This window comes from Cytobacillus sp. FSL M8-0252 (genome assembly GCF_038007345.1).
Classification (GTDB): Bacteria; Bacillota; Bacilli; order Bacillales; family Cytobacillaceae; genus Cytobacillus; species Cytobacillus kochii.
Genome location: NZ_JBBOWZ010000001.1, coordinates 1,278,911 through 1,304,331, shown reverse-complemented (window position 1 = coordinate 1,304,331; position 25,421 = coordinate 1,278,911). Strand labels below are relative to the sequence as shown.

At 36.1% G+C, this 25,421-nt stretch carries 21 protein-coding genes and 1 riboswitch; of the genes, 1 reads left to right on the top strand and 20 read right to left on the bottom strand.

The features are described from left to right. Nucleotides 1–5: 5 nt before the first annotated feature. The 11 genes from MKX83_RS06790 to MKX83_RS06740 form a co-directional block, all read right to left on the bottom strand. Complete coding sequence (locus MKX83_RS06790) at nucleotides 6–1,268, bottom strand: (Fe-S)-binding protein (RefSeq protein ID WP_307317571.1); 1,263 nt, start codon at nucleotides 1,266–1,268, stop codon at nucleotides 6–8. After that, entirely contained in the window at nucleotides 1,261–2,661 is a 1,401-nt protein-coding gene (locus MKX83_RS06785) for an FAD-binding oxidoreductase (protein ID WP_445293179.1), read from the bottom strand. Before MKX83_RS06785 ends, MKX83_RS06790 begins: the two co-directional genes overlap by 8 nt. Before the next feature lie 32 nt (nucleotides 2,662–2,693). Beyond that, the gene (locus MKX83_RS06780) at nucleotides 2,694–3,389 is read right to left on the bottom strand and encodes a FadR/GntR family transcriptional regulator (RefSeq protein WP_341054705.1); all 696 of its coding nucleotides are present in this window, start codon (nucleotides 3,387–3,389) and stop codon (nucleotides 2,694–2,696) included. Nucleotides 3,390–3,402: 13 nt separating this feature from the next. Continuing rightward, nucleotides 3,403–5,376: a TRAP transporter permease gene (locus MKX83_RS06775; RefSeq protein WP_341054702.1), complete on the bottom strand. Its 1,974-nt coding sequence runs from the start codon at nucleotides 5,374–5,376 to the stop codon at nucleotides 3,403–3,405. Nucleotides 5,377–5,388: 12 nt separating this feature from the next. Continuing rightward, nucleotides 5,389–6,405, bottom strand: coding sequence for a TAXI family TRAP transporter solute-binding subunit (locus MKX83_RS06770; protein WP_095370134.1), 1,017 nt, complete (start codon nucleotides 6,403–6,405; stop codon nucleotides 5,389–5,391). A gap of 176 nt (nucleotides 6,406–6,581) precedes the next feature. After that, entirely contained in the window at nucleotides 6,582–7,760 is a 1,179-nt protein-coding gene (locus MKX83_RS06765) for a class I SAM-dependent rRNA methyltransferase (RefSeq protein ID WP_341054699.1), read from the bottom strand. Nucleotides 7,761–7,859: 99 nt separating this feature from the next. Beyond that, on the bottom strand, nucleotides 7,860–9,146 hold the full coding sequence (gene dctP / locus MKX83_RS06760) for a C4-dicarboxylate transporter DctP (RefSeq protein WP_233435288.1): 1,287 nt from the start codon (nucleotides 9,144–9,146) through the stop codon (nucleotides 7,860–7,862). A 306-nt stretch (nucleotides 9,147–9,452) separates the two neighbouring features. Beyond that, a complete protein-coding gene (locus MKX83_RS06755; protein ID WP_322910024.1) occupies nucleotides 9,453–9,968 on the bottom strand; it encodes a PadR family transcriptional regulator in 516 nt (171 codons plus the stop codon). A 237-nt stretch (nucleotides 9,969–10,205) separates the two neighbouring features. Further along, nucleotides 10,206–11,432: a cytochrome P450 gene (locus MKX83_RS06750; protein ID WP_095370137.1), complete on the bottom strand. Its 1,227-nt coding sequence runs from the start codon at nucleotides 11,430–11,432 to the stop codon at nucleotides 10,206–10,208. 214 nt (nucleotides 11,433–11,646) lie between these two features. Further along, on the bottom strand, nucleotides 11,647–12,327 hold the full coding sequence (locus MKX83_RS06745) for a response regulator (RefSeq protein WP_095370138.1): 681 nt from the start codon (nucleotides 12,325–12,327) through the stop codon (nucleotides 11,647–11,649). A gap of 3 nt (nucleotides 12,328–12,330) precedes the next feature. Then, nucleotides 12,331–13,917: an ATP-binding protein gene (locus tag MKX83_RS06740; RefSeq protein WP_157734002.1), complete on the bottom strand. Its 1,587-nt coding sequence runs from the start codon at nucleotides 13,915–13,917 to the stop codon at nucleotides 12,331–12,333. A gap of 73 nt (nucleotides 13,918–13,990) precedes the next feature. On the opposite strand from MKX83_RS06740, the gene MKX83_RS06735 reads away from it, so the two are divergent. Next, nucleotides 13,991–15,067, top strand: a complete 1,077-nt coding sequence (locus MKX83_RS06735; protein WP_095370140.1) for a DctP family TRAP transporter solute-binding subunit — start codon at nucleotides 13,991–13,993, stop codon at nucleotides 15,065–15,067. On the opposite strand, the gene MKX83_RS06730 is transcribed toward MKX83_RS06735, so the two are convergent. From MKX83_RS06730 to MKX83_RS06690, 9 genes are all read right to left on the bottom strand, one after another. Then, entirely contained in the window at nucleotides 15,024–15,509 is a 486-nt protein-coding gene (locus tag MKX83_RS06730; RefSeq protein WP_341054694.1) for a hypothetical protein, read from the bottom strand. The two genes, MKX83_RS06735 and MKX83_RS06730, sit on opposite strands and share 44 nt — an antisense overlap. Nucleotides 15,510–15,667: 158 nt before the next feature. Continuing rightward, nucleotides 15,668–17,179, bottom strand: coding sequence for a succinate CoA transferase (locus MKX83_RS06725; protein WP_095370142.1), 1,512 nt, complete (start codon nucleotides 17,177–17,179; stop codon nucleotides 15,668–15,670). A gap of 190 nt (nucleotides 17,180–17,369) precedes the next feature. After that, on the bottom strand, nucleotides 17,370–18,014 hold the full coding sequence (locus MKX83_RS06720; protein WP_095370143.1) for a LytTR family DNA-binding domain-containing protein: 645 nt from the start codon (nucleotides 18,012–18,014) through the stop codon (nucleotides 17,370–17,372). Nucleotides 18,015–18,122: 108 nt separating this feature from the next. After that, nucleotides 18,123–19,433 (bottom strand): uracil/xanthine transporter, encoded by a 1,311-nt coding sequence (locus MKX83_RS06715; protein WP_341054692.1) that lies wholly within the window; start codon nucleotides 19,431–19,433, stop codon nucleotides 18,123–18,125. A gap of 214 nt (nucleotides 19,434–19,647) precedes the next feature. Next, nucleotides 19,648–20,865 (bottom strand): acyl-CoA dehydrogenase family protein, encoded by a 1,218-nt coding sequence (locus tag MKX83_RS06710; protein WP_095370144.1) that lies wholly within the window; start codon nucleotides 20,863–20,865, stop codon nucleotides 19,648–19,650. Nucleotides 20,866–20,975: 110 nt separating this feature from the next. Beyond that, the gene (locus MKX83_RS06705; protein ID WP_095370145.1) at nucleotides 20,976–21,641 is read right to left on the bottom strand and encodes a methionine ABC transporter permease; all 666 of its coding nucleotides are present in this window, start codon (nucleotides 21,639–21,641) and stop codon (nucleotides 20,976–20,978) included. Further along, nucleotides 21,631–22,644 (bottom strand): methionine ABC transporter ATP-binding protein, encoded by a 1,014-nt coding sequence (locus MKX83_RS06700; RefSeq protein WP_095370146.1) that lies wholly within the window; start codon nucleotides 22,642–22,644, stop codon nucleotides 21,631–21,633. The genes MKX83_RS06705 and MKX83_RS06700 overlap by 11 nt, the downstream gene beginning before the upstream one ends. Before the next feature lie 83 nt (nucleotides 22,645–22,727). Further along, a riboswitch (SAM riboswitch) is annotated at nucleotides 22,728–22,834 on the bottom strand. Between the two features lie 92 nt (nucleotides 22,835–22,926). Further along, nucleotides 22,927–24,714 carry a CotH kinase family protein gene (locus MKX83_RS06695; protein WP_095370147.1) on the bottom strand — a complete coding sequence of 596 codons (1,788 nt, stop codon included), beginning with the start codon at nucleotides 24,712–24,714 and terminating at the stop codon, nucleotides 22,927–22,929. A gap of 19 nt (nucleotides 24,715–24,733) precedes the next feature. Further along, nucleotides 24,734–25,417: a DUF4956 domain-containing protein gene (locus tag MKX83_RS06690; RefSeq protein ID WP_095370148.1), complete on the bottom strand. Its 684-nt coding sequence runs from the start codon at nucleotides 25,415–25,417 to the stop codon at nucleotides 24,734–24,736. Nucleotides 25,418–25,421: the final 4 nt, after the last annotated feature.

Here is a 25,421-nt window from a genome sequence, read left to right as displayed (position 1 = left end):
TTCTATCATTTCTTTAAACCACATGCTTCTGCTAGTATCTCGACAATATGAACGACTTCAACCTTACTTTCTAATCCTTCACGCTTCACACCCATGCACATCTGCAAATGACAACCAGGATTAGAAGTGACAATTACTTCTGGAATCGTTTCTTTTACATAGGACATTTTTTCATCTAATATTTCCATTGATTCTTGATAATGAAAAACATTGTACGTCCCTGCTGAGCCACAACACATATCCATTTCCGGGAGGGGAATATACGTTGTTCCTGGTATACGATAAATTAACTCTAATGGCGATTTTTTTACTTTTTGCACATTTGATAAATGGCATGAGGGTTGATATGTAATTCTCTTTTCAACCTTCTTCGTAAATTCAATATCCAACTCTGCTAAAATCACACTAATGTCTTTACTTTTTTCAGCAAATCGTTTTGCTCGTTCAACCCATTCTGGTTCAGACTGAAGCAGTTGATCATATTCAACTAACATCGCACCACATCCACCAATACTATTAACAATATAATCATAGTGCTCTTTTTCAAATGCAACGATGTTTTCTTTTGCTAATTGTTTAGTGGTCTCGCTATCACCCTCATGATGCTGTAGAGCTCCACAACATGTTTGGTTTTTTATTACGGTTACTTCACATCCAGCATGCTGAAGCAACTTTATACTTAGATCATTGATCTTAGCAAAAAACACATCCATGATACATCCAGTAAAAAAGGCGACTTTTAGTTTTGTTTCAGTATCTGGGATAAGTGTGCCTTTTCTAAGTTCCTTATCAGGCTTTGTTATATTAGGTATAATGGCTTCAAATGCACGTAAATTCTCAGGTAGTACCCGAATCCCTTTTGTTACTTTGCCTAATTTTTCAATCCCAGATTGTTGATAAAACCTCAAGGAAAGATTCATTGTATTCAACATGCTCTTATTCGCAAGACCTTTTTTCATCGCCAAGCGATTGATAAGTGAACTACCTTCCTGCTCCATTTTCACTTCTTTATAAGAAGATAAAATTTTCCCGTATTGAACATTGGTCGGACAAGCAGTCTCACATGCTCTGCAGCCAAGGCATAATTCCATCGAATCTTCTATTTCTTGAATCGAAATTTTACCCTCAGAAGCCATCTGTACTAAATTAATTCTTCCTCTAGGCGAATGCCTTTCTTTTCCCATTGTCGTATAAGTCGGGCAGGCAGGTAAGCAATACCCACATTGGACACAATCAAATGTTTCTTCGTATGCTAATTGATTATTCATCGACTAATACGAGCCTTTGATTTTCATTTTCGGGAAAAACCTTACCAGGATTCATGATATTTTTAGGATCCCATGCGCTCTTCATTCTTTTCATCATATCTAATCCAGCCTCCCCTAGCTCCATTTTCATAAACGGTGTCTTCATTGTGCCGATGCCATGTTCGCCTGATAAAGTCCCACCTAATTGTATAGCTGTTTCGAATATCTCAGCTACAGCAAGTTCGACTCTTTTCATTTCCTCTTTATCCCGTTTATCAGTAATAATATTTGGATGGAGATTGCCATCACCTGCATGCCCGAATACTACTAGATCTATATTGTATTTTTCTTTAATTTGTTTTAGCCGTTTAAACATTTCTGGGATTTTACTTCTTGGGATTGTCGCATCCTCAGAAATCTTCGTTGGTTTTTTTCTAACAATCGCTGGGGAGACAAGTTTCCTCGCTTTCCAGAGTTTCGCTGCAGCCACATCATTCGCTGCTATCTGAACTTCTCGTGCTCCTACCATTAGGCAAACTTGTTCTACTTGTTTACACTCATCAGCAATCGCCACTGGATGACCATCTAATTCTATAAGAATAATGGCATCAACATCGGTCGGAAGTCCGACTGATTCATATTCTTCAACAGCTATAATAGATGCTTGATCCATAATCTCCATCTTAGAAGGTAATATCCCAGATGTGAGAACTTTTGATATGGCTCTCCCTGCATCGACAATATCGTCGAAAATGACCATCATCGTTCCAGTTGCTTGTGGCCGTGGAACTAGTTGTAGTGTTGCTTCAGTAATAATTCCTAAAGTACCTTCAGATCCGACTATCAGCTTAGTTAAGTCATAGCCAGTAACATTTTTAATTGTACGACCACCTGTTTTAATGACCTCTCCCTCAGGTGTAACGACTTCTAACCCCAACACATAATCCTTTGTTACCCCATACTTTAAGCCTCTTGGTCCACCAGCATTTTCAGCTAAGTTACCACCTATCGTTGACACATGCGCACTACTCGGATCAGGGGGATACATCAGCCCATATTTTTTCGCTGCTTTGTCTATTTCAGCTGTCAATACTCCTGGCGAAACAACAGCAATTGTATCATCACTATCTATTTCTAATTTTTGATTCCACTGTGAAAAGTCCAGGACCACTCCGCCATGAACAGGCAAGGGTCCACCACTTAGACTTGTTCCTCGACCTCTTGGATATAAAGGCACTCTATATTGATTGGCCACCTTTACGATAGACACAACTTCCTGTGTTGACATTGGCTGTATGACTAATTCAGGTAAATAAGTACCGAACGACCCATCATATGAATAAGAGACTAAATCCGCTTTTTCTTTTAACATTCTCGTTGGTGAATTTATGGCTTTTTGAAATTGTTCGACCATCTCATCTGTCAACATGATGGCACCTTCTTCCTTTACTTTTCTTCCCATAATTTCTTTCGTACATTTTGTAGATGATTCTTCATTGCCTTTCTTGCATTTTCTTCATCTTGACTTTCAATCGCTTTATATATCGCTTCATGCTCAAGATAAACGCTTTCCCTTTTTCTTTGTAATCCTAAGTTCTTCTTTAATGAAAAAGCGACAGCCTTACGGTAAAGGTCACCGATATTATCCATGACCCCTACCATAAAGCTATTCTTTGTTGCTTCAATCATATATTTATGAAAATCTAAATCAGCTTGAAGACCCACTTCATCAGGGTTAGTAAGTGTCTCCTCTAGCCCTTTTAGCGCTTTCTTTATTTTCTCTAAGTCGGAAGAATCACGACGATTAGCAGCTAGAGCAGCGGCCTCTGTTTCCATTATCATCCTTAATTCCAATAATTCAAAAACCTCTTCTAAGGAAATATATTGCAATGTTAAGCGGTCCATCATATCGACAAGATGTAATTCTTTAACATAACTTCGGCCACCTTGTCTTGATTCAATGATCCCACTTGCTGATAAGACACTGAGTGCCTCCCTAACAGGAGCGCGGCTTACGCCAAATAATTTCGCCAATTCATTCTCAGAAGGTAATGGTTGATTGGGCGGAAACTCTTTGCTTTTAATTTTTTCATTTAATTGCTCTAATACTTGTGCCGATATCTTCTTCCGTTCAATTTTCATTTATTAATCTCCTTTACATATTCACCTCTACACCCTTACTTGTCTCCTTTCTTGTACGAATTAAATGAATACTGAATACAAGTGCACATAAAGCCAGACCAGAAACATCAGTGATAATACCTGGTTTAATGAGCATCAATGCACCGAAAAATAATAAAATTCTTTCAATTACATGTAAGTAAGTATTCAAGTAATTCCCCATAGAAACAGCTAGCGCATAGACTCCTAGAGTACTAGTAATTAATACTAGTATAACAGAAAGAATTTCCACACTACCGCCATCAGGTGATTGGAGTAATAGTATTGGATTGTATGCAATCATAAACGGAATAATAAATCCTGCTAATGAAAGTCTTAAAGCTTCCCATGACGTTTTCATTGCATTTGCTCCAGCAATTCCTGCTGCCGTATAAGATGCAAGCGCTACTGGTGGCGTAATATTTGAAAGAGCACCGAACCAGAATACAAAGAAGTGAGCTGCAATTGGTTGTACGCCAGCCTCTACTAATGCAGGTGCAGCAGTTACAGCAACAACAATGTATAGTGCGGTAGAAGGTAATCCCATACTTAGCACAATACAAGTTAGCATAACGACAATAAGTATTAACCAAAGCTGTCCACCGGTTAAATCAACAATATTAAAAGCTAGTGTTGAACCTATACCTGTCATGGTAACAACACAAATAATAATACCGATTGCGGCACAAGCGATACCTACTTGTATTGTCCCTTTCCCTCCATCGATAAATGCTTCAATCATTTTCTTAATTGTGATTCTATTAGACTTATCTTTCGTTAACCAACTGGCAACAATAACGGAACCGATACCTGCAAAACCTGCAAATAATGCTGTTTTACCAATCAATAATGTTCCTATAACCACTATAATAGGAACAATCAGTACGCCTCTTTCCTTTAACACTTGTAAAACATTTGGTATATTCTCCTTACTAATCCCTTTTAACCCTTGTTTCTTCGCTTCTATATCAATCGCAAAGATGAGAGCGATATAGTATAAGAAGCTTGGGATAATGGCTGCGAGAATAACAGTAGTATAGGAAACACCTAAAAATCCAGCCATGATAAAAGCTGCTGCACCCATGATTGGTGGCATAATCATTCCACCAGTAGATGCTGCTGCTTCAACTGCGCCAGCAAATTTTGGTTTTAAACCAATTGATTTCATTAACGGGATCGTAAAAGCTCCTGTTGTGGCAACATTTGCTACAGCACTCCCACTTAATGACCCTGTTAAAGCACTAGATATAACAGCTACCTGTGCAGGCCCACCTCTTTTTCTACCTGCAATAGCTAATGCTAAATCGTTAAATAGTTGTGTCGCACCACTTGCAGATAAAAAGGCACCGAATAAAATAAACATAACGATAAAGGTTGATGCAGTTGATAATGTAAGACCCAAGATGCCTTCAGTGGTCATATATAAACGGTAAAGCAAACGTTCTAAAGAGAACCCCGCATGGCCAAATATCCACGGAAAAATTGTGCCAAATAAGGCATAGATAACAGAAATACCACAAAGGATTGGGATAAATAGACCTACAGCTCTTCTTGCTGCTTCAAACAATACGATAATAGTAATAGCACCGAAAATATAATCAATTAAAATTGGCTGTGAGCCACGATCAACATGAATGGTTGTATAATTAATAATTAAATAACCTACACCCAAAATTGCTAATGCAACAAACAAATAATCAGCTAATGTAAAACGCCCACTTTTTGATGAAGATCTTGCAGGATATAATAAAAATGTTAAAACGAGAATAAAACCTAGAAATATTAAGTTTCTATAAATCTCCTGAATATTAGAAAGTCCATTTGAATAAATGGAAAATATAGATAATAAAATAGCTAATATCGCTACAACCTTGGCATACGAACCATGCAATACACGCATACCTCCGCCAGCCTCTTTATCTAAGCCTTGTTGATTTGCTGTTACGGCATCCCCTTTTACATTCGACATTTTCTAACCTCCTTATTTTGCCTCTGGCGGAATTAATTCCTCAGGAATCTCTAAACCAACTTCTTTAAAGTATTTGTAAGCACCTGCATGTAAAGGTACAGTCACTCCATCAAGTGCTGTCTCTAAAGTAATTTCTTTTGCAGAATTATGCACTTCATACATTTTGTCTAGATTCTCATAAAGCGTTTTTGTTAACGTATAAATTGTCTCTTCGTCAATATCTTTTGTTGTAGATAAAAGGTTAGGCTGTGCAATGGTTTGGATATCCTCCTCTACACGAGGATAAGTTCCTCCAGGAATCGTATAAGGGTACCAAGAGTTTGAAACAGCGTTAATTTTTTCTAACTGCTCATCTGTTACTTCAAGAATACTAGCTTTGACATTACTAGCAAACATATCCGTAATTGCTGAGATTGGGATGCCGGCTGGTAATGACCCACCGTCTAATCTACCATCTCTCATTGCAGAAACAGTATCGTTATAACCGAGATACTCTGGTGATATATTAGCTTTAGTTAATTCTAACCCTTGCATCATTACTACAGTTGATTGTTCTGTTCCGCTTGCTTGGGGTCCAACGGAAAAACGAGTGCCATCAATGTCTGAAATGTTACCGGTTTCAATAGCATTATCCATTAACACAAAATGTTCTACATTGGGCCATAACATAGCCACAGTACGTAAGTCTTTATAAGGTTTACCTGCAAAACCATCATCTCCAGCATAAGCTTGAGAAGATATTAACCCTTGAAGAATAGCTAAATGAGCTTCTCCCTCTCTTAAAAGCTCGATATTTTCAATCGAACCAGCAGAAGATTGTCCACTTGCTTGAATTTTCTTATTCTTTAATTCATAACTCCATATATTGGCCATACCTACTCCAATCGGATAATAAGTACCACCTGTTGAAGCTGTCGCTACGGATAAAAAGGTTTTATCTTCATTATCAGCAGCCGTCTTAATACCAAAAATGGTAAGAAAAATAATAGCAGCGATTGAGATTGTAATTTTTATTTTTTTACCTTTCATAATTCTCCCCCTTTCACCAAATGAAAACGTTTTAATTTCAATCTTGTATTACAAGTATACAAGAAAAAATTAAAAAAACAACAATTATTCTAAAAATTTATTCTACAAAAACAATTAACAATTATTTGTAAAAAAAAGCTACAGGATACTGTAGTGCTGTACCCTGTAGCTTTTTATTAATCTTTCTTTATAAATAAAACTTTAAGATAGTCTCCTTCGGGAAAAGACGGAATCGTTTTAAAATCAATAGGTAATGAATATTCTTCAAGAATCTTATACTTTCCATTACTTGTTGCAAATGCTTTTGAGACAAATGTTTTAAACTTTTTCATCGGCACATTACTTGCATTAGATGAAGCAACAATGATCCCTCCTTGATTAGTAATCGAGATAGCTTCTTCTAATAAAGCAGCATAATCTTTTGCAACACTAAAAGTATGTTTTTTTGATCGTGCAAAACTAGGTGGATCTAAAATGACAAGATCGAATGATAAATTTTTTCTCACCGCATATTTAAAGTATTTGAATACATCTTCAACAATGATATCCTGTTCTTCATAATCAATACCATTTACACTAAACATTTCGATTGTCTTCGCTTTACTTCGATTAGCCAAATCGACACTCGTTGTTTTCACTGCACCGCCCAATGCAGCTGCTGCCGAAAAAGCTCCTGTATATGAGAATGTATTCAAGATTGTTTTACCATCGGCATATTGATCTCTTATTTTTTTCCTTACTTCTCTTTGATCTAGGAAAACCCCAACCATAGCGCCATCATTAAGATAGATTGGATAGTTTATCCCGTTTTCCTTAACGATAATAGGAAATGTCGGCTTTTCACCACAAACAAAATCATCATCTTCTACATACAACCCTTTATGATTAAATCTTTTCTTTTCATAAATGGCCTTCACCGGCATACATTGCTCTAATGCCCTAATAATCTCTTGTTTGAATTGATAGATACCTTCACTATACCAACTAATGCAATAATACGTATCATAGTAATCTATTGTAACGCCTCCAACGCCATCGCCTTCTCCATTAAAAATTCTAAAAGCAGTCGTTTCTGGGTCGTTAAAAAGTTTTTGTCTATGATTTACTGCTGCCTTCAGCTTTTCCATAAAAAAGGCTTGGTCTATTCGCTCATGCTGGTTTTTCGTTAATACCCAGCCTCTACCTTTATTTTGAATTCCATAGTAACCTTTACAGAGAAACTGTCCCTTTTCATTCACTAGCTCAACAATCGTCCCTTCTTCCATTTGAGGAATTCGTTCAACAGATTGTTCATTTATTAATGGAAAACCTTCCCTATACTTCTTTATGTATGACGGTTTTACTGTTAACTTCATATACGCTCCACCTTACCAATCAATGATTTATTTATCGTACCACAAATAGCATCTTACAGACAAAGCCCTCTCAGGTTTATCTTGAGAGGGCTTTACCGTTTAACTTGCTTTATTCACTTCTTGAGATATTTCTTTCATATTCGAAATTGCATGTTGATATTTTTCTTCATCAAATTCATTCTCACTTTTCGCCACGGCGATTGTCGCGATTCCGTTACCAATCATATTCGTAATGGCACGACCTTCACTCATAAAGCGATCAACACCGAGTAAGAGTGCTAAACCTTCTAACGGAATAACTTGAATAGCTGCTAATGTCGAAGCCAACACGATAAATCCACTTCCTGTAACCCCAGCAGCTCCTTTAGATGTAAGCATAAGAATTAAGATAATCGTTATTTGCTGACCAATAGATAAATCTACTCCAAATACTTGAGCTAAGAATACCGTCGCCATTGAAAGATAAATAGAAGTCCCATCAAGGTTAAAGGAATAACCCGTCGGAATGACAAGACCAACAACTGATTTTGACGCACCGAATCTTTCCATTTTATCCATCATTCTTGGTAATACAGATTCAGAAGAACTCGTTCCTAATACGATAAGTAACTCATCTTTAATAAAACGTAAATATTTAAATAGGCTAAATCCATAATATTTACAAATGATGTTTAAAACGATAAAGATGAATAAGAACATTGTAATATACACACTCATCATCAACTTAGCGAGCGGTGCTAAAGAACCTAAGCCGAAATGTCCAATCGTATATGCCATTGCACCAAACGCACCAATTGGCGCAGCTTTCATGACATAACCGATAATCTTAAAGAACACATGGGATAACCGGTCAAGAAAATCAGTAATAACTTCTCCCCGTTTACCTAAAGAAGCAAGAGCAACACCAAATAGAATGGAGAAGAATAAAACTTGAAGGATATCTCCCTCCGCAAAAGCATTCACCATATTTGATGGTACGATATGTGTAACGAATTCGATCCAATCAATGCCTTCTTCAGCATTGGTTGTATATTGAGATACGTCACCTTGTTCAAGCTCATTAAAATTTAACCCGTCACCTGGTTTTACAATATTAACGACTAATAATCCAATAACGAGAGCAAGCGTGGTAACAACTTCAAAATAGATAAAAGCTTTCCCACCAACCTTACCAACTTTTTTCATATCTCCCATTTTTGCGATTCCTAAAACAATTGTTAAGAAAATAATTGGGGCAATAACCATCTTCACTGCATTAATGAAAGTAGTTCCTAACGGCTGTAATTCTTTACCTATATCTGGCCAAATTAAACCAACTAACACACCAAGTGCGATCGCTGTTAACACTTGAACGGTTAAGTTCTTAAAGATTCTTAAAAATCCCACATTAATCATCTCCTGTCACACTATCTATCTGACTATTCTTTGTAATTAGAATGATAGCGTTTTCAGAAAATGAAAAGAAGTTTATGGTCATAGTGAACATTTTGTTCATTTTGGTCTTATTAGTTGAGACAGTAAAAATGATTGGCATATATGGACTACTGCCAAGTTACATAATTTTAACCAGTAAAGGAGGAGAGTCCCCGATTACTCTTACCATAAGCATCTAAGTGAAATTTAAGGTCAAATTAGGGATAGATTAGACAAAAGAGAGCCACAATTTATTTAAGCTCTCTTTCGTCTAGTAATTTATTTTATGAATTCTAGTACTCTCTCTAACCATTTAATATTAAATTCCGCTTTATCAAATGCATGAGAAGCAATTAATTGGCTTGAGTCAGAGACTTTGTTATATTTTTCCTTTTCTTCTTTTTTCGTTTTTAATGTATCCCACTTTTCTTTTTCCTTTTGAATGGTTTGTTTCAAAATAGAAGCGGCTTCTTCTTTATTAATATAATTTAAGAAATGAATGGCAATATACAAATCTGCCACTTCCGTATATTTTTGAAAACAAAGATAGAGTTCTTCTACCAGATGGCCACGTCCCTCATTGGTTATCCGATAAAGTGTTTTTTCTGGGCGACTTCCTTCTTGTAACTTTTGTACAGGCTCTATCCAATTCTTTTTATGTAATGCTTCAAAATCATAATAAAACTTTCCTTCACTAATCTTTATGAAAGGCTGTGCATTCATTAGTTTTTTGCGGATATTATAAGGATAGTCTACTGAATGTGCTAACATACCTAAGATATATATTCTAATCATTCACCCGTTCACCTCCAAAAACGTATATAGCTATTTTAACTTATACTGGGAGATAAACGCATCTGATTCTTTCATTATAGTTTCAATTAATAAGAGCATGTTCGTTAATTAATCGGTAAAATCTGTATACTTAAAAATAAAAATACGAACCTATTCATTAGAATTTGTTCGTATTTTCCGAGAAACTATTCATTGTTCATTCTTTTAATTTTACCTTGAATCTTCACTCTATTTATTTCAAGAAAGTTTAAGAGGCAATGAGGTTAACGTTTGACCCGTCGCAGAATCAGTTAAGTTGGGCTCTAGTTCAAATGATTCGATAGGTTCGATTTTGGAAAAACGCTTAACTAAGTTTTCTAAAATGAGCTTCAACTCAAGTCTTGCTAATGGTGCACCTAAACAAAAATGAGGTCCATTTCCAAATGTAAGATGTTTCTTATTATTTTTTCTATGAATATTTAATTGAAATGGCTCTTCAAACATTTCCTCATCCATATTAGCCGCACTCATCCAGGCAACAACGACATCTCCCTTTTTCAACTCTACCCCTAAAATATTGTTATCCTTCTTCACCGTACGATCTCTTCGACTCATATGAAAACGATATCGTAACATCTCTTCGACCGTTCGATCAATATATTCTGGGTGGGCTTTTAATTCTGAAAATAACTCGTTGTCATCATATAAAAGGGCATAAAAGCTTGTTGAGATCATATGACTCGTTGTTTCTACCCCTGCACCTAATATAGCCATTGTCATTTCAATAATTTCAAAGTCCGTTAGTCTTTCTCCATCTACTTCCGCCCTAATGAGGTCAGAAATGATGTCATCTTGTAACTGCTGTCGCTTTTCAATGATGACTGGTTGTAAATAAGTAAAGAACTCTTTAATTGCTTGATTTTTTTGGTTATCGATTACATCCTTTTTGCTCTTATCATATGGTAGAAATAATATATCGACCCATTTCTTAAATTTAATTACATCGGGCTTCGGAATCCCTAATAAGTCTGACATTACCATTGCAGGCATAGGATTGGCTAATGCCGCTACGATATCTTCCGTCTTGCCCTTTTCTATTTGTGTAATTAAATTTTCAGCAATTTGATTAATCCGCGGTTTCCAATTTTCTAAACTTCTTGGAGTAAATGCTGATGCTAATAGGGATCTTCCTTTTCTGTTGTGTGGAGGATCCATTTTCAAGAAGTTCACTTTACTATTCATTTGCTTATCATCTTCACTAAACTTTACTGAAATCGTTGTACGGTCTCCTTCACTGGAGAAATGTTCATAGTCGCTTAAAACGGTCTTTACGGCATCATACTTAAATGCATTCCAAGTATCAGAATTCTCATTATAACTAATAGACCCACTTTCAAGCATCGATTTGTACCATTCTAACGGTTGGAATTGTTCTGATCTTGAATCAAAATGTTTAATGTCTTGTAATGAGATAATCTCTTTCATCTAACATTTCCTCCTCTTTGATCATTTGGAGATAGATTATATACTTTAATTAAAGTATATAATCTATCGTAAATTTTCTCCCTTTCATCGTCAATGCATGGAAAGTAGTAGTTTTACTATAGGGGCAAATGAACTAAAAAGAACTGTTGAATAGCTTTTACTCAACAGTTCTTTTTAGTTCATGATTATGTGATTATTATTCTATATTTCAGCACTACGTTTTAATCATATACCGATTCACAGGTCTCCCTACCCCACCATATTGTATATCTAGTACTATTACACCTTTTTTCTCTAAATAATCAAGATATCTCCGAGCTGTCACCCTTGCAATCCCAATACCGCTAGCCACTTCTCCAGCTGCTTGCGGTTGTTGTTGAACGGTTAGATAATTAATGACTTCTTTCAATGTAAATTCATTTAGCCCTTTAGGTAAATCTACCTCTACTTTCGTTACTTGTTCTGCATAAAGTAATTGATCAAGTTGCTCTTGCGACATTGTTCCTTCATTTTTTAAGCTTTCACGATACTGACGAAACTTCTCAAGTGCCTGCTTCATCCTATCGAATTTAAACGGCTTCATTATATAATCGATTGCTCCATTTTGTAGCATCATTTTAATCGTATCCTTATCTTTAGCTGCCGAGATTACGATTACTTCTGCATTAAGCTTTTGTTTCCTTAATTCGTACATAACTTTTAATCCATCTTTTTTCGGCATAAACACATCAAGCAATATTAAATCTGGTGAGAAATCTTTAGCAAGTCTAATGCCCTCTTCTCCGTTATTAGCAATGGCTTTCACATGAAACCCTTTTACCTTAGATATAAAACCTTTATTAACTTCTTGTACCATTGGATCATCTTCAATTAATAGTACTTGAATATCATTCATAAGTTAAACCTCCCCAAAGGTAATTAAAAAAGAAGTACCTTCATTTACCTTAGAAGTGACAGTTATTTGCCCTTCTCCTTTATCCACAATTTGTTTGACCAAATATAATCCGTAACCAGTCCCATTTTCTTTTCCTTCCGTGAATCCTTTTGTAAAAACTTTTTCTAAATTAGATTCTTCTATACCTATCCCATTATCTTCTACAAGGATGGAACAAATGTAGTCATCTTGTTCGATACTTATATCTATCATTTTTTCTTCCTGATCGAGTTGTTCGAAGGAGCCGAAAGCATTCTCAACCAAATTACCTAATAATAGAACAAAATCATGATGATCTAAATGAGGAGGAAAGTGATCCAAATTACTATTAGTATCAACTGTCACGATAATATCTAGTTCCTTCCCTCTCCTGATTTTGCTAATTAGGAGTCCAGCTACCGCATCGTCTTTAATTATTTCATGAAGAAATAAAGATATACTTTCTTGTTCTTCTGAAGCAGCAAATGCAAGTTGAAATGCCTTTTCTGGCTTTCCTAATTGGATAAGCCCAGCAATTGTATGCAATTTATTCATATGCTCATGATTTTGCACACGCAGTGCCTCAACAAAACTCCTTACACCAGTAAGTTCCTCTGCTAATTTTGCTACCTCCGTTCTATCTTGGAAAATAGCAACGGCGCCAATTAATTGGCCATCTTTATTAATAGGAATTCTCGTGCTCAAGATGCTTTTTCCACTCACCATAATTTGTTCATTATAAACCGGTTCATTTCTCTCAACAATTTCTGGTAAACGTGTATCTTCTAAAACGGAACGAATCGATAATCCCGTGACTTCTCCATTCACATTAAATATTTTTTTTGCTTTTTCATTAAAGATCGTAATTTTCTCATGATAATCGATCGCAATTACCCCTTCATTGATGGAATGAAAGGTTGCTGTTCTCTCTTCAAACATTCGTTTAATTTCGAACGGTTCTAAATCAAACATTTGCTTCTTAATATGATTGGCTAATATATATGAGGCAATAAACCCTACAATTAAAGTGAGGAACACAATAAATAGGATTTCTTTAGAAAAACCAGAGACGATTTCCTTGAATGTTGGAATTTTATTACCAACCATTACCACACCTATTTGGTTTAGTTGTTCATCTTTTAATACTGGAATAAACGCTCTTAAATATGTACCATCTTCTCCCCTTGCTTTGGAAAAATAAATATGTTCGGCAAATGCAGGATCTTCATCACTACCAGTTGACACATGACCTATCATACTTCTAACTGGGTGTGAGAAACGGACTCTATCCATATTCATTACTACAATATAATCCGTATTATTAATGACCCTTATTTCTTCAACAATGGGGTTAATAATCTTCCAGCCCTCATCTCCCTCAAGTCCATCTTTTATATCTGCAAGCTCTGCTACTGTCCTAGCCGTACTCATTGATTCGCCTCTTAAGTCCAATTCTTCTTGTTGTTGCATATTTGCGATAACAACAAGCCCGCAAATAAGCAGTAAAAAGATAACAACCCCATATGATAGCAACGTTATTTTCCAACGAATAGGTATTTCCTTCAAACAAATCTTCCTTTCATTGCCACCTACACTTGACCTTTAATCTGAAAATAATGATACTATTTAGTATGAGGTGAAGGTGATGAAAAGTAAATATAGCATCATACTATTAACCATTATTATAACGCTTGCACTTTTTTTTAGTTTTAAACAATATATTCTCACAGAAGACCTTCCTTATGATGATGAACAAGAAGGGCTCAATGATCAAATCGTTTTAACTTTTAGTCATGTTGTCTCCAATAATACGCCAAAGGGAATGGCCGCTGATAAATTTGCTGAGATTGTTGCTGAAAAATCAGACGGAAATATTAAAATTGTTGTCTTCTCTAACGGCTCTCTCTACTCTGATATAGAAGAAATACGAGCGGTTCAAGAAGGCAATGTTGATATTATTGCTCCCTCCACATCAAAACTTGGCATGTTAAACCCTGCATGGGGGGTACTCGATTTGCCGTTTATTTTCCCTTCCTATGAAGCCATTAACGAAGGGTTAGACGGGTTTATCGGACAAACACTATTATCTAGTGTAAAGGGGGATGGACTCATCGGTTTAGCTCATTGGAGTAATGGATTTAAGCAATTCACATCCAATGATGGTCCAATTATTTATCCGCAAGATATAGCTGGACAAACATTCCGAATCATGCAAAGTGATGTCCTCTCATCACAATTTCTTGAATTGAATGCAAATTCAGTGAAAGAATCTTTTAATTCTACATACGACTTGTTAGATAGTGGGAAAGTAGACGGCGAAGAGAACACTATCTCTAATATTTATTCGAAAAAGTTTTATAACTTACAAAAGTATATGACAATAAGCAATCATGGCTATCTCGGTTATGCCGTCTTAATGAATGAGAATGTTTGGAATAAGCAATCAAGTGAAACAAAACGAATCTTAACTGAGGCTATGTCTGAAGTCACGCAATGGAATCGAAAACAAGCTGCCCAGATGAATGAAAATCAACTCGAAGAAATAAGAAAAGTGAGTTCAATCCACATTCACGAACTTACCAATGAAGAAAAAAACAGTTGGAAAAAGGTCCTAGACCCAGTCTACACTCAATTTAAAAATGAAATTGGCAGTACACTGATTGACAAGGCTTTAAAGCTCAGAGATAAATACGAAAACGAAACAACTGATGAAACGGACTGAGTGAGGCAATTACTCTTGAATATTTAATCAAATTTTTGCCCGGGCTCCCTTTTTTTGACTCGTTTCCGCTTGAATCCAACCAAATTCTTTCGCGGGCTCGATTTTTTGACTCATTTCCGCTTGAATCCAACCAAATTTTTACCCGGGCTCGCTTTTTTTGACTCGTTTCCGTTTGAATCCAATCAAATTCTTGCGCGGGCTCGCTTTTTTGACTCATTTCCGCTTGAATCCAATCAAATATCGCCACGGACTCGCTTTTTTGACTCGTTTCCGCTTGAATCCAATCAAATTTTTGCCTGGGCTCGCTTTTTTGACTCGTTTCCGTTTGAATCCAACCAAATTTTTGCCCGGGCCCGCTTTTTTTGACTCGTTTTCGCTTGAATCCAATCAAATTTTGCCGCGGACTCGCTTTTTTGACTCGTTTCTGCTTGAATCCAATCAAACTTTTGCCTGGGCTCCCTTTTTTGACTCGTTTCCGACTCAGTCTCTTTCCTTTCCAGTATATATAGACAAAGACGATGGTGAGACACGACAAAAAGTAACCTGAGTATTAACTTAGGTTACTTTTCTAACTCGTATTTTATAATTTATATTTGTTCCTTAAACATCCACTTTCTCTGAAGCTAACATTGTGCCATTTTCCACATAGTTTAAATGCCAAGAAAAAGCTTTCGCTAGAATATGTGGGGTTTGGCCACCTGCTGATAATGCTTCATAATAATAATCTCTAAGTTGATCCTTGTATAACGGATGCGCACAATTTTCAATGATTAACTCAACTCGTTCACGAGGAGCCAATCCTCTTAAATCTGCGTAGCCTTGTTCTGTGACAATTACGTCAACATCATGTTCTGTATGATCAATATGTGAAGCAAAAGGTACAATACTTGAAACTTTTCCATCTTTAGCAATTGATTTTGTCACGAATATAGCTAACCTTGCATTTCTTGCAAAATCCCCTGATCCGCCAATACCATTCATCATCTTAGTTCCTTGAACATGAGTAGAATTCACATTGCCATAGATATCTAGTTCTAATGCAGTATTGATAGAGATTAATCCTAAGCGGCGAATTAATTCCGGATGATTAGTGATCTCTTGTGGTCTTAACAATAACTTATCGCGATATTGATCGAAATGTGCAAACACTTCTTGCATCTTTTCTTCTGAAAGTGTAATGGAACAACCTGACGCAAACTTTACTTTCCCAGCATCAATTAAATCAAATACTGCATCTTGAAGTACTTCTGAATACACCTCTAAGTCTGTGAATTCAGAGTCAATCATGCCATGTAATACAGCATTTGCTACCGAACCAATGCCTGATTGTAATGGGGCAAGTTTTTCATCTAATCTCCCTGCTGCAATTTCATTGCGAAGAAAGTTGGTTAAATGTTGTGCCATAATAACTGTTTCCTCATCTGGCTGAACAATAGTTGAAGGTGAATCGCCTTGTTCAGTAAACACAATCGCTTTAATTTTCTCCGGATTCACTTTAATACCTATCTCACCAATACGATCGGCTACATTTGTAATTGGAATTGGACCACGCTCACCTTGTTTATCTGGACTATAAATATCATGTAACCCTTTTAGTGATGGTAATTGGGCCATATTAATTTCAACAATTACACTATGGGCATGTTCTGCAAAAGACAGTGAGTTACCAACTGATGTTGTAGGTACAATTGTTCCGTCATCTTCAATCGAAACCGCTTCCAAAATAGCTACATCCACATGTAATACCCCTGAACGGATAAGTTCTGCTGTGTGAGATAAATGTTGATCAACAAATAAGAAGTCCCCTTTATTAATGCCTTTTCTCATTGTTGAGTCCGCTTGAAATGGTAATCTCTTATTTAAAATACCGGCTTCTGCAAACAACTTATCAACATCCGATCCAAGAGATGCGCCTGTATACACATTGACTTTAAAATCTTCAGTTTTTGCTCTTTCTGCTAATGCGACAGGAACCGCTTTCACATCTCCCGCACGAGTAAATCCACTTAACCCCAATGTCATGCCATCTTTAATCATTTCTGCAGCCCCTTCTGCAGTCATGATATTGTTCTGAAGTGTCTGAATTTTAACTCTCCCAAGTTTATTATCCATATTCCCATCCCTCTTTCTGTAAAGAATACTTAATAACTATTTTACTAATAAATCAGAATGGGATTATTTTTTTAGTATAATTAATGAAAAATTTTGATAAAACAGCAAAATCTGCCGATAAGCCAGCAGATTTTTTCAGATAATCAGAAAATATTGAGTTAAATGTTATTCATCCATTTATGCCTTTGATTTAGAAGCCGAGCAACTTACGAAAATAACTAGAATAGGATTGACTAACAGGCACTTTTGCACCATTTCTCATTAATAATAAAAAAGTAGAATGAGAGTCAGGAAATATCTCTTGTATTTGATTAACATTCACCAAAAATGACCTGTGACAGCGAATAAAGTTTTCCTTTGGTAAAATATACTCAAACTCCTGTAGCGTATTTTTATGCGTACCAGAAGAGTAAATAGCATGAACATGTGTTTTACGATCTTTGGCTTCCAAGAAATATACTTCATTAAATGGAACAGGTACCCAACCATCACTTGTCTTTAATGTAACGACAGATTTCCCCTCTGTCAATGTTGGAAAAATAGCAGTCACACACCCTTCAATTTTTCCATTATTTTTAAATGGAACAGCCATCCCGTGATAAGGTACACCAAATACATCCCTATTAATAAACTCTGACACCTTTTGTTCAGCCTTAAGCGCTTTGTCAGCAATACTTCCTTCTTTTACAATATCCCCTGGCCGAATTTTCAAGTCAACACGTTTACTTGGACGATAGTAAATATACTCTGTTGTATTTGAAACTACAATTGACACTTCATCTGAAAATAACTCCCCAATTACATCTAGCAATGAACTCAGTGTAATTCCTTCCATCACAAAATCCCCTTTTTTGATTCGCTACTATTCTATCTTACGTGTTTTATTTTCATTTGCCTAGTTAAGAAACGTGCAAGAATATGTCTTATACCAAAGAAGGAAACATCAACTTGCTTTTCCTCTTTTAATAGGTTGATCTTCGTATTTAAGCCAGTTCACTGCTTTTTCTAATATAATTGAGATAATAACACCCATTATTAATCCATTTGCTAAAAATGGTTGAATGAGTACAGGTAATTCCGAAAAGATAGCAGGTGAAATATTCATAATACTAATACCAATTAATACAGGTGCTGCTAACCTAAATATCGTATTGGAATTAAACGTCTTTCCATTTAAACTACTGAATGCAGTACCAAATAATTGCATATAGGCAACAAACAAGACTGCGTTTCCAACTGTAACAGGCAACATTGAAAGAAATGAGCCTAAAATTGGAACAATACCAATGATCGTAAGTAAAGCACCACCGATAAAGAATGGCTTTCTTTCATAAATTCTCGTACTTTGCAAGAAACCAATCGTTGATGTAAATGGTGTATAGGGAACAAGTCCGAAACCAGATCCAATAATGGTAGAAATTGAAGTAATCAGCATTGAGCCTTTAAACCCTTTTTTTGCTGCTCTCCTTTGTAGAAGTTTTTCTGCAGCGTTAATAGAAGCAAATGTATTACTTAAGTTTAATAATACGGCAACAAAAGTGACTACGACAATTCCCATTTCAAGATTAGGAGCCCCTAATGGAAAAAGTTGGAAAGGTGCCGATGTTGTCATACCCGCCCCATCATTACCAAACAATAGGACATAACCAAGCCAGCCCCCTAAAAGGCCAATTAAGATAGAAAAATTGCTAATAAGTTGATTACCCTTCATTTTTAATGTAGCGACAATCAGAGCGAGTACTACAGAATAAAGACTTATACCTATATCAATGACGCCAGTCGAGGTCATCTTTAACATACCTTCAAAAAAGATAAACATTAATTGAAAAGTAAGCAAAAACAAATATACAGTCATTACCATCGGACTAAAGATGGCTTGCAATAATGAAAAACCACCACAAGCAATCAGCAAAATGGTCACTAGACTAGCTAAAACAATACCAGTAACAATCCCACCACCAATACGTTCTAATCCAATATTAAGCGCTTGTGCTGAAAGCCCAAGATTAAGGATAATTCCCCATAATAACCCTGAATGCCCTTCCATAATCGGGAAACGATGACCTTTCCATCCTTGTAGTATACAAGTAATACCTGTAAGTATGAGTGATGCTCTAATCATCATTGCCATCGTTTCACTAGATAGCTCAAATACATTGGCAATGGAAATCGGAATGACAACAGTATTGGCAAAAATAAAAAAGACCCATTGTACGGAAGAAACCATTGTCATTGATGAAATAAACTTTTTCAATCTGTACACCACTTTCTACGTTTTTCATTTTCACATCTACTAGTATAATTCATTTTCAAAAGGAAAGAAGCCTTTAAAAAAAGAATTATGAAAAACGAAATATTTTGAAGCCCATATACGATGAAAATGATAAAAATTGGAGCTAATCTATATGCCTATACAAATAATAACCCTCTCCAAATATGAAGAGGGGCATGTGATTTAAATAGTTTTATTAATCATTGTTATTTTGAAATGATAATGCTTTTTTTGCTAAATTTGTGATTACTACATCATCCATAGGCGGATTATGGAGCGCAGCTCGCACATCACGGTAATAACGCTGCAAAGGATTTCTTTGTTGCAAGCTTTGTGCACCAACTATTCTCATTGCCCAATCGACCACTTTATTAGCACTGTTAGAGACAAGATGTTTGATGGCTCCAAGTTCTGCTCCTAATTCTCCTCGTTTATTCGGTTCATTATCCCAACGATCCGCTATAGAATAGAGTGCTGTTCGCGCTTTTAGTAGCTCGAGTTCCATTTCCCCAATTTTACGTTGCACTTCTGGTACTTCACTGATTGGACCAGGCAGGCTATTAGGTTGATATTCAGAAGCAAAAATAATGGCATAGTTCCGAGCTGCAATAGCAACGCCAATAAAACAAGCAGCTGAATGTAGTAACCATGCATTAGGAATCGCATAAAAATGAACACCTTCTAATTCGACTAATGCTGTTTCTTCTACAATTACATTCTCTAACACGAGATCGTCACTACGCGTGCCCCGCATCCCTAGCATATTCCAATTTGATTCCACTTTTAAACCAGGGTTCTCATGAGGTACAAGGAATATACCAATTTCTCCTGAAGCTTCTATCGTTGCTGTAATAAGAGAAAAATCTAACCCTGGTGCCATCGAAGCAAAAGATTTTCTTCCATTCAAGATCCATTGTGTTCCTTTTTTCACCGCAGTAGTCGCTGGTAGTCCACCACGGGTTGGACTGCCAGTTGCTACCTCAGTTGCACAGCGGTTAATCAATTTATTATCTTTGATAACCATTTCACATAACTTGGCAAACTGTTCTTCCTTCCATTTCCGTTTAACCCTTAAATCATAGATAACACCTAAGTGCCAACCAATACATAAAGCCGTAGACGCATCACCTTGGGCAATCCTTTCTTGTATTAAGAAATATTCATATAAGGAAATCTCTTTACCACCATATTCTTTCGGAATCGTTAAACTTAAGTAATTTGATTGTTTTAATTCTTCAAAATTTTCAAAAGGGAATTCTGCATTTTCATCAATCTTTTGCGCCCTCTTACTAAATCCTTCTGCTAATATCGTAGCTTTATGAAATAATTCTTCTTGTTGAGCCGTCTTAATAAATGGTCGAGCGAGTTGTTCAGCTAAATACGCTTCCTTAGATGAAGCTGTTATCGTGCTCATAGAATCCTTCCTCCCCGTCTGTTTCCATCTTCTCTTTAATACTCAATCATTAGGATAAATAGATATAGTAAAGGCTCCATCCCCTTTACTATATCTATCGTTTGAATTTATTATCTCTTATCTACATATTTAGTTAATTTATCCCCACCAATTTGAATGATTTGCACCAATACAACGAGGACAATTACTGTCGTAATCATAATGACATTATCATAGCGATAGTAACCGAAACGTATCGCTAAATCACCAATACCACCGCCGCCAATAATACCTGCCATTGCTGAATAACCAATTAAACTAATAGTCGTAATCGTTAAACCTTGAACAATTCCAGGTTTCGCTTCTGGGACAAGAATTTCCTTAATTATCATCCAAGGGGAAGCGCCTACTGCTACTGCAGATTCAATGACTCCTTTATCTATTTCTCTTAAGGATGTTTCTACCAATCTTGCAAAAAACGGAATCGCTGCTACAGATAATGAAACAGAAGCCGCTGTAGGACCAATAGTTGAACCTGCAATTAATTTTGTTAACGGCAATAGAGCTACTAACAAAATAATATAAGGAATAGAGCGGATCAAATTGACAATCCAACCGGTAACAGCATTTACAAATCTATTCTTTAAGAACAATCCTTCGTCTGTAACGAATAATAAGATCCCTAGTGGAAGACCTAGTATAAGTGCCGCAACTAAAGAAATGGCGACCATATAAATTGTTTGTAATACAGCTGTATTTAGTTCAGGAAGTAACGCCTGAATGGACTCAAGCAACATGTTCAACTACCTCCAAATTCTGTGTTCTTTCTTGAATATATTGTATAGCTCTTTCTATTTCAGGTATTTCGCCAGTCAACTCCATAATAAAAATACCAAGAGGTACTTCTTGAATATATTCAATCTTGCCGTGAAGAATATTTCCTTTTACTTTGAATGTTTGGAACAGTTCAGAAACAACAGATTCTTCTGCTATTGCACCTTTAAATTGAATCTTAATGATTGTTCCCTTCCTGTTTTCAATCAATTGTTGTGGTAAGTCAAATTGAAGAACACTCTGAATGAAATCCTTTGTAAGTGGTTCAATTGGATTCGCAAATATATCATACACCGGTCCCTCTTCTATGACCTTTCCATCTTGCATAACAGCTAACCTATGACAAATCTCTTTGACTACTTCCATCTCATGAGTGATAAGTACGATGGTTAATCCTAGCTTTTTATTAATTGATTTTAATAAGTTCAGGATTGATTTTGTTGTTTTAGGGTCTAGAGCTGACGTGGCTTCATCGCAAAGTAAAACCTTTGGATCATTAGCGAGTGCTCTGGCTATTCCTACCCTTTGCTTTTGACCACCACTTAATTGTGTGGGATACTGATGAATTTTATCTGCTAAACCCACTAATTCTAATAGTTCTTTCACCCTGATATCTATTTCTTTCGGGCTTTTACCTGCCGCTTTTAAAGCAAAGGCAATATTCTCATACACTGTCTTCGAACTCGCTAAATAAAAATGCTGAAAAATCATACCTATCTTCTGCCTTGCTTTTCTTAATTCTTTACTTGTTAAAGATGTTAAATCAACGCCATCAATTTTCACTTCACCAGATGTCGGTCTCTCCAATAAATTTAGACAGCGTAATAAAGAACTTTTCCCTGCTCCACTATAGCCAATAATCCCGTATATTTCCCCTTCTTTAATAGAAAGGGATACATTGTCAACCCCTATTACTTGCTTCTTTTTGCTTTTATAAATTTTCACTAAATGATTGACTTCAATCATTTACCTCACCCTCCCTAAATCCTCTACAACATAAAATGAGCCTCTTTCACTTTGAAAGAGGCTCAACAAATGATTGTTATTAAACCTTATCTTTCAGAATGAAATCATTCTGCAGGATTTAGCACCTTCCCTTTAAAAGGAGGTTGCCGGACATCTTCGGGCCTGGTCCCTCAGTCTCTCTCGATAAGAATCATATTAAATTTAATGTGTTGCTTTGATAAAGGAAATTTTATCGGGTATTGAATTAATTGTCAATAGTATTTTGATTTTTTATGCATTTACTTATCTTCCTCTTCGTTTAAACAAGAAGATAAAAAAAGTTGTTCCTAATAAAGCTGTGATTAGACCCACATACAAGATGATTGCTGACGTTTTGAACTTTACTGTACTAGGTTGCTCTTCTTGTCCACGTCCCTCACCACCAGGCATACCTTCAAACCCTTCTGGTGTCTCAAAATCTCCTTCCTGCGGAAAGTCTCCATTGCCTTGCGGACGTTCAGGCATTTCACCATCAATGTTTCCTTCATTACCGTTTGGCGGTTGGAATACTTCTCCTCTTTCTTGACCTTCCTGGTCATCACCACCTGCTCGGCTAGGGAACATGTTATTGACTTCAGAAGCTTGTGATTCTACTTCTAATTCACCTGAAAGCTGAGCAAGTATCGATTCTGATCTCGCCTCAGCAAATGCTGGTAAACTCTCATCACCTTGCACTGCTTGTAGAAATTCTTCTGTTGTATAAAACTTGGTAGGATCCTGTTCTACATAAGGAAGAATCAATGTACTAATTTGTGTAGTTGTATTTTGGTAAGACTCTTTTGTCATATATTCTTCGGCAATCTTTTCAAGGTATGCTTCATATTGCTTTTTAAATTCATCATTTGCCAATAAAGCATTAAGTAAAGGCCTCTCATCTAAAGAAGTACCAGCTACAGGTTCGGAAATACTGAAATTAATCGTATCTTCACTCATTAAATTACTATTTCCCATGCCACCATCGAAGTTCCCCATTTCAGCTTGGTGAACTTGACCTTGTTCATCCTCACCTTGCCCACCTTCTCCTGGTGCTAGACCTTGTTGTTCCTGATTTTGATTTTTGTTTTGGTTTTCTTCAGCGATTGAAGAATCTCCGTTCATGCGTCCTCCGCCACCCATACCTACTCCAAAGCCGCCAAATGCCATATTATAGTCCCACGGAATGATTGAGAACTTACCATCATTTTCATATAAATAATAGTTGTGCTTCATTTGCCCTTGGTAACTATCCATGCTAACGACAGCCGTATTTACTGCAAAATATCGTAATACTTGATCCACATCTAAAGTTTTTTCTAAATTGCCACCATTATTGATACTATCTAACATATCTATTAACGCTTGTTCATCTTGCTCCTCTGATTTCAAGTTTAAACCTGAGTAATCATCAATATCATCACTTACCCATTTCAAGTCACTATTTGTACCATCTGGCTTGTACAATGATCCATATGGATTTTCAAAATATCTTCCAAGCATCACTTCGTCTACTTGTTCAACACCTAAATATAATCCCCATTCCTGACCATTAATGGTCACATACATATAAGAATAAGCAGGTGTGGGTAATCCCATATTCTCCATTAATTGATACGATAAATATTCTCGCATTTGCGTAGCATCACTAAATTGGTTATTTAGATTCAACTTTTTCAATCCATATAAAGTTTGATCGGTATAGTAATCAAAGTCTATTTTGAAGCTATAACGATCAGAATCTTCCATTCTAGCAACGGAAGAAAGGGAAGAATTCCCCTTTGTCCGAACAGCTACTTGGTTCAATTTAGTTCCATTTATCGTCACATTTGCCATCTTATATTCTTCTTCCGTCGGATTCTCTAGTATATCTTCCCAATCATCTTCTGCTAGGGTTAACTCAACTTGAGTCACTTTATTTTTATTGAATACTTTTGAAACATAAGAGTGATCAACTACTTCCCCTTTTGGAAGTAAATGAGGTAGAAAGAATAGAATACCAACAAATAAAACAGCCAACATTAGAAAAACGAGAACGACATATTTGCGTTTAATCATATTCCTTTCTCCTGTTCATTTACGCTGTAAAATTACCGTCATAGCTTAACATTACAGCCGACTCTACCCCGCTAAGGTTCGTTACATTATTCACCACTTGAGATTGCTCTTTTTTCATTCTTACTTCATAAGTAATTTCTACTTGATTACCATTCATGATAGATTTGGATTTCATCATATGTTTATTAGTGACCTTTGATAATAGCGATTCTAGTTGAGATTCCACATCTTCACCCCCATATTTTACAATGAGTAAGTAAGGGTTCTGAATCGTAATTTTGTTAACGAACAATACAAGTACGAGACCGATCATTAAACTGCCAATAATCACTAACGGAATAAAGCCTGCTCCGCAAAGAATACCGGCAACAATCGCCCAAAAAAGATAAACAAGATCCATAGGGTCTTTAATTGGTGTACGAAAACGGACAATGGATAAAGCACCAACCATACCTAGTGATAACAGGACATTCGAGGAAATTCCCATAATAATTAATGCTGTAGCCATGGTCATTATAATGAGGGATATATTAAAAGTATGTGAATAAATCACACCAGAAAATGTCTTCTTATATACTGCATAAATAAAAAGTCCAATTGCAAAAGCCATGAATAAACCTATTAGGGAATCTATAATTGAAAAACTCTCTGTCTTTTCTAAAAAGCTTGATTTAAATACATCTGAAAAATTCACACTTTCCATTTTG

What these genes read in the sequence shown, in the direction of transcription:
- MKX83_RS06700 (WP_095370146.1), bottom strand. Translation starts at nt 22,644, where the DNA reads ATGATTGAAGTCAATCATTTAGTGAAAATTTATAAAAGCAAAAAGAAG.
- MKX83_RS06790 (WP_307317571.1), bottom strand. Translation starts at nt 1,268, where the DNA reads ATGAATAATCAATTAGCATACGAAGAAACATTTGATTGTGTCCAATGT.
- MKX83_RS06785 (WP_445293179.1), bottom strand. Translation starts at nt 2,661, where the DNA reads ATGGTCGAACAATTTCAAAAAGCCATAAATTCACCAACGAGAATGTTA.
- MKX83_RS06765 (WP_341054699.1), bottom strand. Translation starts at nt 7,760, where the DNA reads ATGAAGTTAACAGTAAAACCGTCATACATAAAGAAGTATAGGGAAGGT.
- MKX83_RS06755 (WP_322910024.1), bottom strand. Translation starts at nt 9,968, where the DNA reads ATGATTAGAATATATATCTTAGGTATGTTAGCACATTCAGTAGACTAT.
- MKX83_RS06750 (WP_095370137.1), bottom strand. Translation starts at nt 11,432, where the DNA reads ATGAAAGAGATTATCTCATTACAAGACATTAAACATTTTGATTCAAGA.
- MKX83_RS06775 (WP_341054702.1), bottom strand. Translation starts at nt 5,376, where the DNA reads ATGTCGAATGTAAAAGGGGATGCCGTAACAGCAAATCAACAAGGCTTA.
- MKX83_RS06770 (WP_095370134.1), bottom strand. Translation starts at nt 6,405, where the DNA reads ATGAAAGGTAAAAAAATAAAAATTACAATCTCAATCGCTGCTATTATT.
- MKX83_RS06710 (WP_095370144.1), bottom strand. Translation starts at nt 20,865, where the DNA reads ATGAGCACGATAACAGCTTCATCTAAGGAAGCGTATTTAGCTGAACAA.
- MKX83_RS06695 (WP_095370147.1), bottom strand. Translation starts at nt 24,714, where the DNA reads ATGATTAAACGCAAATATGTCGTTCTCGTTTTTCTAATGTTGGCTGTT.
- MKX83_RS06745 (WP_095370138.1), bottom strand. Translation starts at nt 12,327, where the DNA reads ATGAATGATATTCAAGTACTATTAATTGAAGATGATCCAATGGTACAA.
- MKX83_RS06690 (WP_095370148.1), bottom strand. Translation starts at nt 25,417, where the DNA reads ATGGAAAGTGTGAATTTTTCAGATGTATTTAAATCAAGCTTTTTAGAA.
- MKX83_RS06780 (WP_341054705.1), bottom strand. Translation starts at nt 3,389, where the DNA reads ATGAAAATTGAACGGAAGAAGATATCGGCACAAGTATTAGAGCAATTA.
- MKX83_RS06720 (WP_095370143.1), bottom strand. Translation starts at nt 18,014, where the DNA reads ATGGAAGGAATTACACTGAGTTCATTGCTAGATGTAATTGGGGAGTTA.
- MKX83_RS06705 (WP_095370145.1), bottom strand. Translation starts at nt 21,641, where the DNA reads ATGTTGCTTGAGTCCATTCAGGCGTTACTTCCTGAACTAAATACAGCT.
- MKX83_RS06725 (WP_095370142.1), bottom strand. Translation starts at nt 17,179, where the DNA reads ATGGATAATAAACTTGGGAGAGTTAAAATTCAGACACTTCAGAACAAT.
- MKX83_RS06735 (WP_095370140.1), top strand. Translation starts at nt 13,991, where the DNA reads ATGAAAAGTAAATATAGCATCATACTATTAACCATTATTATAACGCTT.